The sequence below is a fragment of the Spiroplasma endosymbiont of Clivina fossor genome (assembly GCF_964031115.1).
GTDB lineage: Bacteria > Bacillota_I > Bacilli_A > Mycoplasmatales > Nriv7 > Nriv7.
Genome location: NZ_OZ035006.1, coordinates 1322432 through 1340908, shown reverse-complemented (window position 1 = coordinate 1340908; position 18477 = coordinate 1322432). Strand labels below are relative to the sequence as shown.

21 protein-coding genes and 4 pseudogenes are annotated in these 18477 nt (G+C 25.3%); 18 read left to right on the top strand and 7 right to left on the bottom strand.

The genetic code is table 4. The features are described 5' to 3' along the window. Positions 1-48 precede the first annotated feature (48 nt). Both AAHM82_RS07970 and AAHM82_RS07965 read right to left on the bottom strand, forming a co-directional pair. A complete protein-coding gene (locus AAHM82_RS07970) occupies positions 49-339 on the bottom strand; it encodes a hypothetical protein (protein WP_342263566.1) in 291 nt (96 codons plus the stop codon). Positions 340-371: 32 nt separating this feature from the next. Then, entirely contained in the window at positions 372-2027 is a 1656-nt protein-coding gene (locus AAHM82_RS07965) for a ribonuclease J (RefSeq protein WP_342263565.1), read from the bottom strand. A gap of 180 nt (positions 2028-2207) precedes the next feature. Between AAHM82_RS07965 and AAHM82_RS07960 the strand changes: the two genes are divergently transcribed. The 6 genes from AAHM82_RS07960 to AAHM82_RS07935 are packed head-to-tail and all read left to right on the top strand — an operon-like array spanning position 2208 to position 5213. Then, the gene (locus AAHM82_RS07960; protein WP_342263564.1) at positions 2208-2762 is read left to right on the top strand and encodes an IS1/IS1595 family N-terminal zinc-binding domain-containing protein; all 555 of its coding nucleotides are present in this window, start codon (positions 2208-2210) and stop codon (positions 2760-2762) included. Continuing rightward, positions 2743-3186, top strand: a complete 444-nt coding sequence (locus tag AAHM82_RS07955) for a hypothetical protein (protein WP_342263563.1) — start codon at positions 2743-2745, stop codon at positions 3184-3186. Before AAHM82_RS07960 ends, AAHM82_RS07955 begins: the two co-directional genes overlap by 20 nt. A 43-nt stretch (positions 3187-3229) precedes the next feature. Then, on the top strand, positions 3230-3778 hold the full coding sequence (locus AAHM82_RS07950) for a transposase family protein (protein WP_342263562.1): 549 nt from the start codon (positions 3230-3232) through the stop codon (positions 3776-3778). Further along, on the top strand, positions 3678-4604 hold the full coding sequence (locus AAHM82_RS07945) for an IS1/IS1595 family N-terminal zinc-binding domain-containing protein (protein ID WP_342264859.1): 927 nt from the start codon (positions 3678-3680) through the stop codon (positions 4602-4604). The genes AAHM82_RS07950 and AAHM82_RS07945 overlap by 101 nt, the downstream gene beginning before the upstream one ends. Next, the gene (locus AAHM82_RS07940) at positions 4597-4824 is read left to right on the top strand and encodes a hypothetical protein (protein WP_342263561.1); all 228 of its coding nucleotides are present in this window, start codon (positions 4597-4599) and stop codon (positions 4822-4824) included. The genes AAHM82_RS07945 and AAHM82_RS07940 overlap by 8 nt, the downstream gene beginning before the upstream one ends. Further along, positions 4821-5213: a transposase family protein gene (locus tag AAHM82_RS07935; protein ID WP_342264845.1), complete on the top strand. Its 393-nt coding sequence runs from the start codon at positions 4821-4823 to the stop codon at positions 5211-5213. The genes AAHM82_RS07940 and AAHM82_RS07935 overlap by 4 nt, the downstream gene beginning before the upstream one ends. Positions 5214-5357: 144 nt before the next feature. On the opposite strand, the gene AAHM82_RS07930 is transcribed toward AAHM82_RS07935, so the two are convergent. Together AAHM82_RS07930 and AAHM82_RS07925 are read right to left on the bottom strand one after the other, a co-directional pair. Next, positions 5358-5699: a hypothetical protein gene (locus AAHM82_RS07930; RefSeq protein ID WP_342263560.1), complete on the bottom strand. Its 342-nt coding sequence runs from the start codon at positions 5697-5699 to the stop codon at positions 5358-5360. A gap of 501 nt (positions 5700-6200) precedes the next feature. Beyond that, positions 6201-6419, bottom strand: coding sequence for a hypothetical protein (locus AAHM82_RS07925; protein WP_342263559.1), 219 nt, complete (start codon positions 6417-6419; stop codon positions 6201-6203). A gap of 300 nt (positions 6420-6719) precedes the next feature. Between AAHM82_RS07925 and AAHM82_RS07920 the strand changes: the two genes are divergently transcribed. The 9 genes and pseudogenes from AAHM82_RS07920 (at position 6720) to AAHM82_RS07885 (ending at position 15619) form a co-directional block, all read left to right on the top strand. Then, the gene (locus AAHM82_RS07920) at positions 6720-7253 is read left to right on the top strand and encodes a DUF402 domain-containing protein (protein ID WP_342263558.1); all 534 of its coding nucleotides are present in this window, start codon (positions 6720-6722) and stop codon (positions 7251-7253) included. Positions 7254-7410: 157 nt separating this feature from the next. Continuing rightward, the gene (locus AAHM82_RS07915; RefSeq protein WP_342263557.1) at positions 7411-7512 is read left to right on the top strand and encodes a helix-turn-helix transcriptional regulator; all 102 of its coding nucleotides are present in this window, start codon (positions 7411-7413) and stop codon (positions 7510-7512) included. A 385-nt stretch (positions 7513-7897) separates the two neighbouring features. Next, complete coding sequence (locus AAHM82_RS07910; protein WP_342263556.1) at positions 7898-9187, top strand: hypothetical protein; 1290 nt, start codon at positions 7898-7900, stop codon at positions 9185-9187. 23 nt (positions 9188-9210) lie between these two features. Continuing rightward, positions 9211-9561, top strand: a pseudogene (locus AAHM82_RS14135) (ATP-binding cassette domain-containing protein); the annotation flags it as partial. Between the two features lie 294 nt (positions 9562-9855). Then, positions 9856-11352: an ABC transporter ATP-binding protein gene (locus AAHM82_RS07905; RefSeq protein ID WP_425289020.1), complete on the top strand. Its 1497-nt coding sequence runs from the start codon at positions 9856-9858 to the stop codon at positions 11350-11352. Beyond that, on the top strand, positions 11345-13030 hold the full coding sequence (locus tag AAHM82_RS07900) for an ABC transporter permease (protein WP_342263554.1): 1686 nt from the start codon (positions 11345-11347) through the stop codon (positions 13028-13030). Before AAHM82_RS07905 ends, AAHM82_RS07900 begins: the two co-directional genes overlap by 8 nt. Continuing rightward, positions 13023-13955 (top strand): ABC transporter permease, encoded by a 933-nt coding sequence (locus AAHM82_RS07895; RefSeq protein WP_342263553.1) that lies wholly within the window; start codon positions 13023-13025, stop codon positions 13953-13955. Before AAHM82_RS07900 ends, AAHM82_RS07895 begins: the two co-directional genes overlap by 8 nt. A 72-nt stretch (positions 13956-14027) precedes the next feature. Then, positions 14028-14753: a purine-nucleoside phosphorylase gene (deoD, locus tag AAHM82_RS07890; RefSeq protein WP_342263552.1), complete on the top strand. Its 726-nt coding sequence runs from the start codon at positions 14028-14030 to the stop codon at positions 14751-14753. 41 nt (positions 14754-14794) lie between these two features. Further along, complete coding sequence (locus AAHM82_RS07885) at positions 14795-15619, top strand: hypothetical protein (protein ID WP_342263551.1); 825 nt, start codon at positions 14795-14797, stop codon at positions 15617-15619. A gap of 50 nt (positions 15620-15669) precedes the next feature. Here the strand turns inward: AAHM82_RS07885 and AAHM82_RS07880 are convergent. Then, a pseudogene (locus AAHM82_RS07880) lies at positions 15670-16059 on the bottom strand (transposase); the annotation flags it as partial. A 12-nt stretch (positions 16060-16071) separates the two neighbouring features. Here AAHM82_RS07880 and AAHM82_RS07875 point away from each other — a divergent pair. Both AAHM82_RS07875 and AAHM82_RS07870 read left to right on the top strand, forming a co-directional pair. Further along, positions 16072-16209, top strand: a complete 138-nt coding sequence (locus AAHM82_RS07875) for a hypothetical protein (protein ID WP_342263549.1) — start codon at positions 16072-16074, stop codon at positions 16207-16209. After that, positions 16182-16703 (top strand): annotated as a pseudogene (locus AAHM82_RS07870) (transposase); the annotation flags it as partial. The gene AAHM82_RS07875 and the pseudogene AAHM82_RS07870, both read left to right, overlap by 28 nt. Before the next feature lie 167 nt (positions 16704-16870). Here the strand turns inward: AAHM82_RS07870 and AAHM82_RS14130 are convergent. Further along, a complete protein-coding gene (locus AAHM82_RS14130) occupies positions 16871-17263 on the bottom strand; it encodes a transposase family protein (protein WP_342264845.1) in 393 nt (130 codons plus the stop codon). Continuing rightward, on the bottom strand, positions 17260-17700 hold the full coding sequence (locus tag AAHM82_RS14125; protein WP_342263396.1) for a transposase family protein: 441 nt from the start codon (positions 17698-17700) through the stop codon (positions 17260-17262). Before AAHM82_RS14125 ends, AAHM82_RS14130 begins: the two co-directional genes overlap by 4 nt. Positions 17701-17762: 62 nt before the next feature. Here AAHM82_RS14125 and AAHM82_RS07860 point away from each other — a divergent pair. Continuing rightward, positions 17763-18402 (top strand): annotated as a pseudogene (locus AAHM82_RS07860) (IS256 family transposase); the annotation flags it as partial. Positions 18403-18477 lie beyond the last annotated feature (75 nt).

The following is an 18477-nucleotide window of genomic DNA, read 5'->3' as shown; positions in this document are numbered from 1 at the left end:
ATTATTTTAATAACACTTTTATATTTATTTTAAATTTAAAAATTATAATTATCATATTAATTTTGCAAGAAGTCTAATGTATTTAAATCATCCAAAAAGAAAATTGAAAAAAACATCATCTAAAAATTGACCAATAACCGTTAAACGAGCAAGCGCCAAAATACTAGCAAAAATAATGAACAAAGCTCATATTTTCCCACCAATTTTATCACTACGCCGAATTTTCTTCTTTAACTGAATAATTTTGGATTTCGCTTGTTGTTCTTGTTCATATTTTGTAGCATTGCGAGGATTATTTTCAAACTCGACAAAATCACTACTTATTTTATCGCTATCCATCCTTTTATCTCCTCATATTTTTTAAGTAATAGTTAATTTATCTCATTAATTATTGCTAAAACCATCGGATTTTTACCTGTTTCTTGACGACATAACTCTTGCAACTCACTACGGATTTGATTTTTAACTGTTGTACCATCAAACTCTGATTTTTTTTGATGTTCTTCAACAATGGTACGAACTTTAGCTTGCATTTTATTAGTTAATTCCTCATCATCTTGAATAAAAACAACCCCACGCATTTGCACATCAACTAAAGAAACAATCTCTTTACTACGACGATTTAATGTAATTCCACTAATTAAAACTCCATCACGAGCTAATTGCTTTCTTTCATTTAAAACAACAGCACCAATATCGCCAACCCCGAGACCATCAACATAAATATTATTACATTTTAAAGAAACTGGTGATGGTCCCAATTTACCATTAATAAACTCTAAAATTTGACCACTATCCTTAATTAAAATATTATTAATTAGAATTCCTGCTTCTTGAGCACTATTTTGCGCACTAACAAAATTTTTATGTAATCCTTTAATTGGCATAAAAAATTTTGGTTTCATAATTCCAATCATCATCTTAATATCTTCATATGAAGCATTCATATCTCATACTTTTTTATCGGATAACGCCATAAAACGAGCATCAGTTCTTGCCAATTCATCCAATATTCTCGCATGTTTTAATTCATAACCAGGAATCGGTGGCGTTGCTAAAATCACAGTATCTGACTTTTCTATTTCTAAATGCTCATCATCGCCACTAATAATTTTATATAATCTTGTATAAAGTCGCTCACCACTACCTGTAACAAAAATTACTGAATTATCATTAATAGCATCACTAGTTAAATTTCTAAACTTAATTTTATTAAATTGTAAATAAGTTCCTGACTTAAATTCTTCTAAAATTGATTTTAATGTGCCCCCCATAACGATGGCATCACGATTAGTTTCACTAACCAACTCCAAAATTTCACTTATTTTATATAAATCCTGTTCATGACAAGCAATAATAATTTTAGACTTGGCTGCCTTAAAAGTTGATTCCACTAACTTCTTACATTTATGATTAGGTGCCGTATAATCATTACGACTAGCATAACCAGAATCACTCATCAATAATAAAATTTTATTACTAGCAATTTTTGCTAAGTGTGCCATATCTGTAGCAAAATTACTGCGTTCTTCACTATCAAAAATATAATCACCCGTATAAACAATAGTGCCATCAACAGTCTTTAAAGCAAAACCAAAACTTCCTGGAATACAAGTTGTCGTATTAAAAACTTCAATTTCATTATCACCAAAAGATAACATATCCTTTTCTTTAATTTCAATTAATTCATTTTCACTATGTCATACCTTAAACTTGTACAGTTTTTGTTTAATTAAAAAGATTGTTAATTTACTAGCATAAATAGAAATTTTAATATCCTTTAAAAGATATGTTATTGCTCCAAAACATTCCTCTGATGGTTTAGAAATAAATAATCCTTTAATCCGATTAACATTTTCTTTTAAATAAGAAAAATCGGGAATAACAGTATCAATTCCTAATGCTTCTCGTTCAGGGATTTTACTACCAGCATCAAAAATAAATATATCATGGTTAACTTCCACCACATACATATTTTTTCCGCGTTCATCAAGTCCCCCTAATGCAAAAACTTTTATTGTTGCCATAACTATTTTTTTCTCCTCTAATTTAATATAATTTTATTTTAAAATATTGCTCTTATTATAACACATTGATTATGCACCTAAGCAGAGAATAATTTTTTAATTTTGTCGAAAACTCTTGATATTTATTGAATATACTTAATTTTAGGTATATTTTTAATATGATAGAGGTGGATAATAATTATGGAAAAAATAATTCAAGAACTAGTAAATACTTTAACAGATGATCAATTTTTAGAATTTTATGAAAAAGTCAAACAACAAGCAGAATTAATAAAAAAACAAAAACGTTTAAATGAAATTGATCAAAAATTTAGAGCGCAAGGTATTAAATGCCCTAAATGTGAATCTTACCATTGCGTTAAAAATGGACATAATTCAGAAGGAAAACAAAAATATTTATGTAAAAATTGCCGTGCAAGTTTTGACGCTTTTCGTAATCATTTTATTTATTGAAGTCATTTAAATTATGAACAATGAAATTTATTGATTCAAATTTCATTGCTGGGGCAATCTAGTAAAACAATTTCTCGTTTTATTAAAACTACATTAAAAACTGCTTGATATAATCGTCAAAAATTAATGAAATCAAAACAATTAGAAAATACCCAATTAAAATTTAAAAAATTATCTGGTAAAATCCAAATCGATGAAACATTTATTAAAGAAATCCATAAAGGAAATTTCAAATATAAAACTGATTCACGAAGAATTCACCTTGAACCCATTCGCAACTAATACGAAATGCTGTATTCAAATGGCAATTGATAATAATAACAATATTTATGTTAAATCCACAAACACCAAACGTTTACAAAAACAATGAGTTATTGAAAATATGAACAAAGAATTAATTAACGAAAATTCAATTATTACTTCTGATATGCAAAAATTATATTTTTTAGTAGCAAAACAAACAAATTCTACTTTATGTGTAACTAAAACAACAATTAATCCTGAAGCTAGTTATCGTAACTTAAATAAAATCAGTAAATTACAATCTAGTCGTAAAGAAGCCTTAATTCATTATCATGGTTTAGGTTTTACAAATATTCAAAATTATTTAAATCTCTGAAAATGAAAATACCAACATAAGGGTTTAACTCCAAACCAACAAACAGCGGTATTATATTTTAATAGACTTCTTGCAAAATTAATTTAAAATATAATTGAATTGTTGTTTTTAATAAAAAGGTGGAATTTAAATGAAATTTAAAAAAAATAATCAAATAAGTGATAAAAATTTTTTAAGATTAACTGGTATTAAACATACTACTTTTAATAAAATGCTAGAAATTTTAAAAATAGAAGAATTAAAAAAGAGATTTCGTCGCGGAAGAACCAATAAATTATCATTAGAAAATCGTATTTTAATGACTTTAGAATATTGAAGAGAATATAGAACTTATTTTCATATTGCAAAAAGTTATGATATTAGTGAAAGTAGTTGTTATAGAAATATCAAATGAATTGAAGACACTTTAATAAAACACCCTAATTTTCAACAACTTACTGGTCAAAAATCACTATTAAATTTTAATTTTGTCGAAAACTCTTGATATTTATTGAATATACTTAATTTTAGGTATATTTTTAATATGATAGAGGGGGATAATAATTATGGAAAAAATAATTCAAGAACTAGTAAATACTTTAACAGATGATCAATTTTTAGAATTTTATGAAAAAGTCAAACAACAAGCAGAATTAATAAAAAAACAAAAACGTTTAAATGAAATTGATCAAAAATTTAGAGCGCAAGGTATTAAATGCCCTAAATGTGAATCTTACCATTGCGTTAAAAATGGACATAATTCAGAAGGAAAACAAAAATATTTATGTAAAAATTGCCGTGCAAGTTTTGACGCTTTTCGTAATCATTTTATTTATTGAAGTCATTTAAATTATGAACAATGAAATTTATTGATTCAAATTTCATTGCTGGGGCAATCTAGTAAAACAATTTCTCGTTTTATTAAAACTACATTAAAAACTGCTTGATATAATCGTCAAAAATTAATGAAATCAAAACAATTAGAAAATACCCAATTAAAATTTAAAAAATTATCTGGTAAAATCCAAATCGATGAAACATTTATTAAAGAAATCCATAAAGGAAATTTCAAATATAAAACTGATCCACGAAGAATTCACCTTGACCCATTCGCAACTAATACTAAATGCTGTATTCAAATGGCAATTGATAATAATAACAATATTTATGTTAAATCCACAAACACCAAACGTTTACAAAAACAATGAGTTATTGAAAATATGAACAAAGAATTAATTAACGAAAATTCAATTATTACTTCTGATATGCAAAAATTATATTTTTTAGTAGCAAAACAAACAAATTCTACTTTATGTGTAACTAAAACAACAATTAATCCTGAAGCTAGTTATCGTAACTTAAATAAAATCAGTAAATTACAATCTAGTCTTAAAGAAGCCTTAATTCATTATCATGGTTTAGGTTTTACTAATATTCAAAATTATTTAAATCTCTGAAAATGAAAATACCAACATAAGGGTTTAACTCCAAACCAACAAACAGCGGTATTATATTTTAATGTATAAAAAAGTTAAAGTAAAAATAGTAATTTTACATAAAAGCCTTTTAAAATTATCAAGTTGATGATTTTTTTTATTTTATCAAGAGTTTTCGACAAAATTAAAACTATTAAAAGATTATTTCAAAGATAAGACTGTTATAATTGATGTAACTGAAAGCCAAATCCAACGCCCAAAAAAAGACAAAAACAGCACTACTCAGGAAAAAAGAAAAAACACACAATAAAAACACAAGTTATAATTGAAAAAGATAGTAAAAAAATTATTAGTTCTGATTTTTCTTATGGTAAAAACCATGACTTTAAAATTTTAAAAGATTCAAAAATTAAATTTTTACCAGAAACAACTGTTTTAGTGGATTTAGGTTATCAAGGCATACAAAAAATTAATCATAATGTTTTAATTCCTAAAAGAAAATCAAAGAAAAACCCTTTAAATAAAGAAGAAAAGCAAAATAATGAGCGAATTTCAAAAATGAGAATTGTTATTGAAAATGTTTTTGCTATACTTAAAAAATTTAAAATTATTAGTGAAAAATATCGAAATCGTAGAAAAAGATTTGCTTTAAGATTTAATTTAATAGCTTCAATTTATAATTTACAACTATTAGTTTAAATATATTTGATAATTTAAAATTTCAGTCTTTTTTTATTGTAAATAATAATTTTTATTATGTTTTAATGACAAAATATTTGTAAAAATAATCTAAAAATTATTTTAATAACACTTTTATATTTATTTTAAATTTAAAAATTATAATTATCATATTAATTTTGCAAGAAGTCTAATGTATAAAAAAGTTAAAGTAAAAATAGTAATTTTACATAAAAGCCTTTTAAAATTATCAAGTTGATGATTTTTTTTTATTTTATCAAGAGTTTTCGACAAAATTAAAAAAATTATTTGATATTTACTATCTTTTATTATTCCGATACAAATCGAATTTTCATATTTTCCTTTATAAACAAATCGCTTTGGAAACCAAATGCCGATTTGTTCATTAAATCATGGAATTTTTGGTGCTTTAATAAGCATTGCGTTTTGTGTTTCTTTTAAAAGATATTTCTTAGTATTTAAGAAAATGTTTTCAATGTTTTTCATAATAAATTACCTTTCTTATTTGTTATAAACTAAGTTATATTAACTAAGTTAGTTAACTTAGTTTTTTAAACACTTATATATCGCAGATTTAAGTGTTTAACAAGCTTTGTTAGTAAATTTTGTTTTTTTTATTAGATAAAGATTTAAATAATTTTAAACTTAGCCATACCCCTATATTAGAAATTTCTACACTTTAACATCCGCATCCTGCCCTTGGAACTAATTTAATAGCGTGTATATTTTTAGGAAATCCACCCATTCATTTTTTTATTGCAAAACGAAACAAATTGCTATAGCTAATAGGATGTTATCTATTAACTGGTAAACTTCTTTTGGTTATGACGACCACCCACAATTTATCGTGTTTTAATACATACCAACATTATTAACTCACTTGTATTTAATTTTCAAAGAACAAATTTTAACACCTTATAAAATAAAAAGACAATCATTGCTGACTGTCTTAATACTTATTCAAATCTTTACCTACCTAACAAAACTTTATGCGCCCTGTTTTCCTTCTGAATTATGTCCATTTTTAACGCAATGGTAAGATTCACATTTAGGGCATTTAATACCTTGCGCTCTAAATTTTTGATCAATTTCATTTAAACGTTTTTGTTTTTTTATTAATTCTGCTTGTTGTTTGACTTTTTCATAAAATTCTAAAAATTGATCATCTGTTAAAGTATTTACTAGTTCTTGAATTATTTTTTCCATAATTATTATCCCCCTCTATCATATTAAAAATATACCTAAAATTAAGTATATTCAATAAATATCAAGAGTTTTCGACAAAATTAAAATAGAATTTTAATTATTTATAAAAATTTTAAATAAAAAAAATAAATTCGACCCCTTTTAAAAAACCCTCTTGTGTTTGTCATAAGTCTGTGGTTTCTTACATAGAAAACTAAACGCGACCTCATTAATGACCTTGTATTAATTAGGTTATTTTTTATGTTATAATTACATTGTACTTTTGTATTAATTATAAGAACGACTTTGGAGGTGTAATAGATGAAAAACACACTTATAAAAGGTCAAAAAGTTTTAATTCATGCTTATAAACATAATGGTGAAATATATCGTTCTTGGGATCACGCTATTGTTTTAGAGGAAACTAAAAATTATTTAATTTTAGTAAATGAAGCCGTTATTGTTACTGAGGTTAATGGGCGTAAGTGGAAAACTCATGAACCAGCTATTTGGTTTTTTTCTAAGAACCGATGATATAATATTATTTCAATGTTAAAAGATAATGGGATTCATTATTATTGTAATATTGCTAGTCCTTTTACTTATGATGGCAAGGCAATAAAATTTATTGATTATGATATTGATATTAAAGTATTTCCTGATGGATATACAAAAATATTGGATTTAAAAGAGTTTAGTCGTAACAAGATAAATTGAAATTATCCTGAAAATTTGCAAAATATTATTTGGAATGAAATTGAAAGATTAAAAATCCAAATTAAAGATAAAGATGATTTATTTCATGAAAAAACAGTATTAAATCATTGAAACAATTATCAAATTAATTTTAAATAATTATTAAACTTAATTTTTTGTAGCAGCTAATAATCTAGCTGTTTTTTTGATTTTTTAAAATATGTCAAGGGTATATGCAATAAAAGAATAGATTTTCATATTTAGAAAGTTATGACATTATAATGTTGCTTAAAAGAAGGGAGATAATAATAAATTAATGGAAACTTTAATTAAAAAAATGCGTTTAAGAAATGGTTTAACACAAACCCAATTGGCAAAAATGGTTGGGGTAAAACAGCCAACTATTAGAGTAGACTAGAGGCTGATGCTAGTCATATATCATGAGGTCTTATTTCTAAAGTTTTAATATATTTTAGTATTAAAAATGATGAAATGACTAGTCATTTAAAAATTAGTGAGGGTGATAATATGGAGCCATTTGTTAAATTAATTTATCGCAATCCTAAATTAAGAACAATGATTAATTTATGATCCAGTAAAAACTGCTGATGATTTAATTAAAATTGTTAATCGGGTTGATAGTTATGATTTAACTAATTTTATTTGAAATAATTAATAAGTTTTTTATTATTAAGTTGAATTAATTTTCAATAATTTAAATAAATCTTGCTAAATTTTTATAAAGAAAGTAAAATGAAAAAAGGAGTTTAAGATAAGAAATATAGAAATGAGAGGAAAAACAAGTGATAAATAATTTAGGAAGGATTAAAGGACTGCGTTGATTATTGACAATGGTTTTGCCAGTTGTCTTTATTACTAGTTGTAGTAGTCGTTATAATAGTATGTCGTCATCCTTTAAAATGATTGCTAATAATCCTTTAAAGGCTCAAGATGGTGGTTTTAATCAAGCAGCTTGAGAAGGAATGTTAAAAGTGGATTCTAATTTAAATGAAGCATTAGATGTCTTATACCCTGATACACAAGATGATCCAAATATGATTACTCCTGCAATTACAAAAACTATTGATGATGGTTATCTAGTAGCTGTCGTGCTTCCGGGGTTTACATATGTTAAAACTGTTCTTCAACCTAATTTTTTTGATGTATACAATAACACATATTTTCTAACGGTTGATCTTACTGTTTATGAAATGATTAAATCATTAAATACTAAAGCGGTTGATAAATATTATGAAATTTCAGTTGATGAATCAAAACCAGGGTTTGCGGCGGCAGTTGATGTGGCGGGACAAATTTTACAGCGGTTTAAAGTTGATAAAGATAATATGGGATTATCCGTTATTAAAAATGGTGATAACATCACTGTGAAAATGACTGGTATTGGAGGATTAAATATTCCGGCGATTAAAAACTATATGATTGGTTTTAATAAAGGTTTACGATGGTTTAGTGATAATATTTTAGCTAATGATATTGATGCTAAGGGTGACAAGTTACGATTTGAGTGATTTGCCGGAACTTTTAATGGTGGTTTTGGAACAAATGATGCTATTAAGGCTGCTCAAACTAATACTAATAATGCTATTAACAATAATGTTGGTGTTATTTTTAATATTTCTGTTCCTGAAGGAAATACAATTTTAAAACAAATAGCAGCAGCTAATGCTAATACTTGATTTGTTGGTGTTGATGTTGACCAAGCGAATGATAAGAATTTGGCAGGATATAAACATTTAATTAAGTCATCAGCTTTAAAAGATGTGTCTTTTGCTGTTAAAACTGTATTGGATGCGATTAATTATCGTATTAAAAATAATAATGCTATTGATTATGAAAATGAATATTCAACTCCGGGAACTAAGTCATTTATTTGAGAAGAAACTAAGCAGGTTTCTTTAGTACCAATGAATGGTAAAGATTTTGACAATTTTTATAGGGAAAGAGTTGGTAATGATAAATTAGTTGCTTTAAAAAAAGCATTGGCTATTAGTGTTGAAGATTTGAGGAAATGTAATGGAACAAATATGCTAGGAGATATTGCTAATGAAAGTGTTTGTGAAGAAGCAAAGTAAAGTGGTAAGGTAGGATATATTAAATGCATAGTGAAATAAAGAACAAAAAAGCTGTGGAATTAATTAAAGTTTCAAAGATTTATTCTAATGGTATTGTTGCTAACAAAAATATTAATTTAGATCTTAAGTATGGTGAAATTCATGCGATTTTAGGTGAAAATGGTGCTGGTAAGTCTACTTTGATGAAAACACTTTTTGGTTTGCATCAACCAACTTCTGGAGTTATTAAAATTGATGGTGAAGTGATGCAAATTACTTCACCTAATATTGCTACTGATTTAGGTATTGGGATGGTACATCAACATTTTCAATTAATTAATAATTTTTCGGTTTTAGATAATATTATTCTTGGTTATGAGTTAAAAGATAAAGAAAAAATTAATCAATTAAATTATTTCTTTTCCATTTATATAAGTTATATTGATAAAATTGAATTAGCAAAAATTGCAAAAATTAAAGGTGATTTTTTTAATTACAAGAAACATAAATGTGAAGCAAAAATTTTCCATAAAGCTAAAAAAATAGATTTTAAAGTTGCAAAAAAAATAAAAAAAATTAATGATTGACATCATAAAGAACAAAATAAGAAACTTAATGCTCAGCAAGTTAAAGATTTAGAACATAAATATCAAGAACTTCTTGAAAAATTTAATTTATTTAATAAAACGATGGCGTATAAATTAGAAAAATTGGAATATAAATTAACTGATATTATTATTGCTTTAAAAAATAAATATAATAATCGTGTTGAAAATAATGCTGATACGGAAACAATTATCTGTAGTAAAATTAATCAACTTAAAAAAAGAATGAATTTTTATCGTAGTTTTTTACATCGGATGAAAAGAAAATGACAAACAAGATTTTGATTAAATTCTCGTGAAGCTAATAAAAGAATTGAACAAATTTGTGAGAAAATTAATTTTAAAATTAATTTAAAAGAAAAAGTTAATAATATTTCTATTTATGACCAACAAAAAGTAGAAATTTTAAAAGTGTTATATCGTGATGCCAAAATATTAATTTTGGATGAACCGACAGCAGTTTTAACACCTCAGGAAATAGATGATTTGATGAAAATGCTTTTAGAATTTAAATCGCAAGGTAAAGCGATTCTTATTATTACTCATAAATTAAATGAAATTAAAGCAATTGCTGATCGTTGTACAATAATTAGACAAGGTGAGTATATTGATACGGTTAATGTTAAAAAAACATCAGTTAATAAATTAGCTGAGAAAATGGTCGGAAGAAAAATAAGTTTTTCTTTAAAGAAAAAACCTGTTAAATTAGGGGAAAAGTTATTGGTTTTTAAAAATATTAATACTTTAAGTAAAACTAAGGTTAATATATTAAAAAATTTTAGTTTAACAATTAATCATGGTGAAATTTTGGGTATTGCTGGGATTGAAGGCAATGGTCAAGAAGATATTGTTAATATTATTTGTCGTCATTTAAATCCTGTTAGTGGTGAAGTAATATTATTTGATGAATTAGATGTTGTTAATAAGGTTACTAATAAGTTAAAACAAATTAAAGAAAAAGAAGCAATATTAAAAGATAGTAATATTAAAGTTGGTCAGAAAATACCATGAGAGTATAATTTATTACGATTAGATACTAAAGATACATATAATTTAGGAATTCATCATATTCCTGCTGATCGTCAAAAGCAAGGTTTAGTTTTAGATATGAGTTTATGAGAAAATATTTCGTTGCGTGATCAATTTAATCGTAAATATACTAATTATGGGTTATTAAATCTTGCTAAAATTAAAGAGAAAACGCAAGAAATAATTAATAACTTTGATGTTCGTGGTGCTAGAAGTGTTCAAAATACGGCTAAAGAGTTATCTGGTGGTAATCAACAAAAAGTAATTATTGGCCGAGAATTATCAGAAGGTCCGAAGTTAATTATTGCTGAACAACCAACACGAGGATTAGATGTCGGTGCTATTGAATATATTTATGAATCATTATTAAAACAAAGAGATCAAGGTAATGCTGTGCTTTTAATTTCATATGAATTAGATGAAGTAATAAATTTATCTGATCGGATTATTACTATTAATAATGGTAAAAATATGGGCGAAGTTAAAGCGAATAATGTTACTAAAGAGAAATTAGGTTTAATGATGGCGGGGGTGAATTTTAAAGATGAGTAAATATAAAAAAATATTTTTTCCCATATTATCAATTATAGTAGCTTTTGTTATTGGATTATTCCTTTTATTAATTAGTAATGATCCATTAGCAACATATAAAATTGGTGATTTACTATGAGGTAATTTTCGTAGTAAAAATGCATTTTTAGATTTTTTAGGATATTTTTCTGTTTATGGTTTAGTAGGAATTGCTGTTGCAATTGGATTTAGAGGTGGAATATTTAATATTGGTGTTTCAGGACAAATGATGTTTGCTGGAGTGATGTCTTATATTGCTTTGAGTTGAGGTGATGCTGATGCTTTAAATCCTTTCTTTGTCTTTATAATTTGTATATTATCAGCAATGGCACTAGGATTACTTACGGCAGTATTAAAAGTTTATGCTAATATTCATGAAGTTGTTGCAACGATAATGCTAAATTGAGTGGCCTTATATTTTTATCAATTTGTTTTAGAAAGTGGGCCTGCTCTTGAAACTAATGGCGCATCAATTGGTTTTCCTAGTCACTTATTAATAAATTTAAATTTAAAGGAAATTGTTACTTCGCCTTTTAATATAGGGATTTTTATTACAATAATTTTAATTGCTGGTTTTTGATTTATTTTTAAATTTACTAGTTTAGGATATAAAATTAAAATTAGTGGTAGTAATCCTTTGGCTACAAAGTATGCTGGCGTTAAGTATAATAAAATTGTAATTTATACAATGTTAATTTCTTCGTGTGTTGCTGGAATTGCTGGTTTTGTTTATTACTATGGTATGGTACGGTTTTTACCCGTACAATCTATTCCATTAAATATTGGTTTTGATGGTATTACTGTGGCGTTATTAGCAAATAATAGTTTTATTGGTATTATTTTTTCAGCATTATTTGTTAGTGCTGTGTATGCTCAAAAAGTTGTTATGTTAGGTAATAAAGAAATTGTTGAGACGATTATTGCTATTTCCTTATTATCAATTGCTTTAGGAACATATTTTTTAGTTAAACCAAAATCAAAAATAACAAAGTGATATTTACAATTAATGGCTAGAAGACAACTGAGATTACCGTATAGTTATCATGGAATTAATAGGTGGTATTTAAAGTTTTTACGATTTAAAGATTTTATTCAACTTGAAATTTATTATCTTTTAAATAAAATTGATATTTATTATGAATATTTTGAAGCTCATACTAGAAATTGATTAAAACTTATTTTTATGAGAAATCATGCATTATTTTTATCGCAAAAGTTATTAATTAATGTTAATAAAGAAATGAATATTATTGAATATTGAAAAGAATATGAAGAAATATCAGAACAAAAAATTAATTTTGCAAAGCATTTTTTTAAAGAAGACAAAATAAAAATTAAAAAGTTGAATAGTAAAGAAAATAAAATTATCGGTTTAACAAAAAAAATTATTTTAATTAAACAAAAACTAATTTTAAAATTGCATAATAATAATATGACATTAGTAATTGATGTATATGAAAACAGTTATGAAGCAAAAGAAAAAAAGATCTTAGACTTAAATAAAATAATTAATAAATCTAAGCTTTCATTGTTTCAAAGATGATATTATAAATCACAATTGCAAAAACTGACAAAATCACAATTAAGAAATGCATCGCAATTTATTAGTAAGAAGACTTTAATTGAAGAAATAACGAAGGAGGTAAAGAAAGATGCTTAATTCAGTTTTTGGAACTTCTTTAATAAGTGGACTACCTTTAATTAGTATTTTTGTGATTACTGCTATTGCTGCTTTAATTTCTGAGCGAGCAGGTGTAATTAATATTGGTTTGGAAGGGCAAATGGTGTTTGCTGGTTTTGGTTATTCATTAGTTACTTATCGTCATTATGATGTTAATAATTTAAATAATCATCATTTGGCAGTAATAGCAATTATTGTTGGCATTCTTTTTGGAATGATAATATCGTTGCTTCATTCACTAATGGTATTAAAATTTAAAATTAATCATATTATTTCTGGGACAGTTGTTAATGTTGCTGGCTCTGCTATTGCTGCGATGGGAGCAACATTATTAAATAATCGTGCTAATATTTCAAGTAATATTCAATATATTCCTTGAAAAATAGATAGTTTAATTTTTTATCCGTTTATTATTTTAATTATTGTAATTGCTATTATTTGCTTATTAGTTTTTAGTAAGTTTGGTTTGCGTTTAAAATCAGTTGGCGAAAATCCTTGAGCTAGTGAATCTGTGGGGATTAATGTTATTTGTTATAAATTTGTTGCGATTACAATTTCAGGAGCTTTAGCGGGATTAAGTGGTTCATTATATGTGATAACCCAAAATATTTTTATGCCCACAGCAGGAGGCTATGGTTTTATTGCTATTGCAATTATGATTCTGGCCCGTTGAAATGGATGGTTTATTATATTAAGTTCATTTATTTTAGGATATGTAATTCAGTTAACATATGAAGCTGCTGCTGTTCCTGATATTACTAAACATATTAATCCCCAATTGTTAAAATCATTAATTTACTTGTCACCATTAGTATCATTATTAATTTTTCGGTTTATTTATAATAAAAAAATTACGGGTGCGCCAAATGCTTTAGGAATAAATTATTCAGTGGATAGTTGTTAGTTTTTGATGAGTAATTATTAATATTAAAAAATGGTATAATAATGATATTAAAATATAAAGAGGAGTAAAAGAATGACGCCACATATTAGTGCTAAAAAAGAGGACATTGCCCCAATAGTTTTAATGCCGGGAGATCCAATTAGAGCAAAATATATTGCAACAAATTATTTACAAGATGTGCAATTAGTAAATAGTGTTCGTAATATGTTAATGTATACAGGAATATATGAAGGGAAAAGAATAACTATTGCTGGTAGTGGTATGGGTTGTCCTTCAATTGGCATTTACTCATATGAATTATTTAAATTTTATGATGTTGATGTAATTATTAGAATTGGAAGTGCAGGTGCATATGACGAAAAGTTAAAACTATATGATGTTATTAATGTAAGTTCGGTGTATGGTGAAAATAATTATGCTAAAATTGTTGGTGCAACAAATGGTGATATTATTGAAGCCAATTCTAATATTTATGAATTAATTAAAAAAACAGCAAGTGATAAAAATATTAACATCATATCTGGAAGGGTACATTGTTCTGATGTTTTTTATCGTAAAAATTTTGAAGAATATAAAAGATTTTTAAGTGAAAAACAAACTATTGCTGTAGAAATGGAAACTTTTGCGTTATTTGCTAATGCAAAAGTGTTAAATAAGCAAGCAGGATGTATTTTAACTGTATCTGATTCGTTAGTAACAAAAGAGGCTACTACGAGTGAAGAACGCGAACAATCATTTGATAAGATGATGATGTTAGCTTTAAAAACAGCAGTTAATTTTTATAAACAAGATGTTTAAAGAAAAAGGGGAATTTTTATAAAGAGGGGTTTCTCAAACTAATGGATAAAAATAGTATTGATAGTTTTTTAATTTTAGTTAAAACCAATGTTTCTATTGATCAAGTTGTTAAGCCTTTTGTTAAGACAATAGATAAACAAACTTTGCATAAAATTAAATGACTTTATATTTCAGAACATAAAATTAATGATGAATCTTATTTAACTATTGCTTTAAATGAGTTTACTTTTAATATTATTAAAAAGTTAAAAAAGTGTGATTGGATTTTAGTTCATAAATATATTTTAAAAGATAAATTTCATAATGAAAATTATAAAGTTGTTAGTTGTGAAATGGGATTTTATAAATATAAATTAATTAATACGGTATATCACTGTCATCGTATCGATGAACAAACTTCAATTGATAGTAATTTATGAAAAATATTAAGTGAAAAAAAGCAACAAATTTTGCTTGAATTTTTAGTTGCTTTACGAAAAAAAAGAAAAATGGATTTTTTGGTTTTAAATGATATTTTTAGTAGTACAACAGAAAAGGAAATTGCTAATCAAGTTTGTGAACAGGCTAATAGTTATAAGAAGCATTATCAGTTATTACGAATTGGGCAAGATATTATTGCTTGCTTAGGGCGATTGAAAAATATTATTGATTTTTATATTGAGGATGGTAGTATTAATTTTGCTTTGAAAGATAATGAAATTATTAATCAAAAAGTATTAAATGAATTAGAAATTGTTAAAAAAACAAAAACTAGTGCTAAAAATCTTACAAGTCTTTTTATAAATCATGATATGGAAGCGCTTTATCAAATAATGAAAAAGATTGTTCGTGATAATCCGTGTTCGTTGTATGTAAGTTCAGGTTAATAGATAAATAAAAGGGACTGTACAATTAAATTAACTGTGTCTTTAAGTAATTAACTTAAATTCACTCTGTCCTCAAATTTTATCATTAAATGTGAAATTGCACTACCCCAATTTTGAATTGGCATCGTTCATTTCTTAACCATATTTTGAAATGCTAAATAAAATATTTTAAAAACTGATGCGTCATTAGGAAAAATCTTTTTATTCTTAATGACTTTTCTTAGTTGACTATTAACAGATTCAATCGCATTAGTTGTGTAAATAATCTTTCTAAATTCTTGAGGATATTCAAGAAAAATTATTAAATTATTTCAGTTATTTTTTCATGATTTAGTAATTTGTGGATACTTTTTATTTCATTTTTCTGAAAAATGATCTAAAGCAACTAGCGCTATTTCTTCATTAATTGCTGTATAAATTGATTTTAAATCATTAGCTACACACACACCAAGTTGGGCCTGTCCAAAATTCTGTGTCTCGATAATTCATTCTGAATTATACTTAAACGAAGGAGAACAGAAAATGACAAAAAAAAAAAAAATAAAAAAAAGAACCTGATGCAATTGATAAAGTTGTTGATTATTTTTTAGAAAATATTGATAATCCACAAGATTTATTTAAAGGCAATACTATTTTTCAGGAATTTACCAAAAAATTAACTGAACGAATGTTAAATACGGAAATTAAAGATTATCTTGAAACTGATGAGAATCATAATAAAAGAAATGGCAACACACAAAAAACCATTTTTACTAAAAATGGTTCAATCGCAATTGATGTACCAAGAGATCGAAATAGTACTTTTGAACCAGTAATTATTCCGAAAAGACAAAGAAGATTTGATAACTTTGATCAAAAAGTAATTTCTTTATATGCAAGAGGAATGACAATTTCTGATATCAAAGCACAATTGCAAGAATTCTATCACGGAGCAGAAATTTCAGAAAGTTTAATTAGTCAAATAACTGATGATGTTATTGAAGAAGTTAAAATGTGACAAACTAAACCTTTAGAGAAGATTTATCTGATTGTTTATTTTGATTGTATTGTTGTTAAAGTAAAGCAAGATAAACGAATAATAGACTTCTTGCAAAATTAATATGATAATTATAATTTTTAAATTTAAAATAAATATAAAAGTGTTATTAAAATAATTTTTAGATTATTTTTACAAATATTTTGTCATTAAAACATAATAAAAATTATTATTTACAATAAAAAAAGACTGAAATTTTAAATTATCAAATATATTTAAACTAATAGTTGTAAATTATAAATTGAAGCTATTAAATTAAATCTTAAAGCAAATCTTTTTCTACGATTTCGATATTTTTCACTAATAATTTTAAATTTTTTAAGTATAGCAAAAACATTTTCAATAACAATTCTCATTTTTGAAATTCGCTCATTATTTTGCTTTTCTTCTTTATTTAAAGGGTTTTTCTTTGATTTTCTTTTAGGAATTAAAACATTATGATTAATTTTTTGTATGCCTTGATAACCTAAATCCACTAAAACAGTTGTTTCTGGTAAAAATTTAATTTTTGAATCTTTTAAAATTTTAAAGTCATGGTTTTTACCATAAGAAAAATCAGAACTAATAATTTTTTTACTATCTTTTTCAATTATAACTTGTGTTTTTATTGTGTGTTTTTTCTTTTTTCCTGAGTAGTGCTGTTTTTGTCTTTTTTTGGGCGTTGGATTTGGCTTTCAGTTACATCAATTATAACAGTCTTATCTTTGAAATAATCTTTTAATAGTGATTTTTGACCAGTAAGTTGTTGAAAATTAGGGTGTTTTATTAAAGTGTCTTCAATTCATTTGATATTTCTATAACAACTACTTTCACTAATATCATAACTTTTTGCAATATGAAAATAAGTTCTATATTCTCTTCAATATTCTAAAGTCATTAAAATACGATTTTCTAATGATAATTTATTGGTTCTTCCGCGACGAAATCTCTTTTTTAATTCTTCTATTTTTAAAATTTCTAGCATTTTATTAAAAGTAGTATGTTTAATACCAGTTAATCTTAAAAAATTTTTATCACTTATTTGATTATTTTTTTTAAATTTCATTTAAATTCCACCTTTTTATTAAAAACAACAATTCAATTATATTTTAAATTAATTTTGCAAGAAGTCTAATAAATAAAGCAGTTTATCTTGCCTTAGGAATTAATTTAGATGGTTTAAAAGATATTTTAGGAATGTGAATTAGCGAGAATGAGGGAGCCAAATTTTGACTTAATAATCTTACGGAAATGAAAAATCGTGGCTTACAAGATATTCTTGTTGCTTGTAGCGATAATTTAACTGGAATGTCTGATGCAATAGAAGCTGTGTTCCCAAAAACACAGCACCCACCAATTATGCATCGTTCATCAAATTCGTAATAGTTTAAAATTTGTCCCTTACAAAGATCGCAAACTTGTAGCTAATGATTTAAAATCAATTTATACAGCAATTAATGAAGAAATAGCGCTAGTTGCTTTAGATCATTTTTCAGAAAAATGAAATAAAAAGTATCCACAAATTACTAAATCATGAAAAAATAACTGAAATAATTTAATAATTTTTCTTGAATATCCTCAAGAATTTAGAAGGATTATTTACACAACTAATGCGATTGAATCTGTTAATAGTCAACTAAGAAAAGTCATTAAGAATAAAAAGATTTTTCCTAATGATGCATCAGTTTTTAAAATATTTTATTTAGCATTTCAAAATATGGTTAAGAAATGAACGATGCCAATTCAAAATCGGGGTAGTGCAATTTCACATTTAAGAGCCTGTCCAAAATTCTGTGTCTCGATAATTCATTCTGAATTATACTTAAAAGAAGGAGAGCAGAAA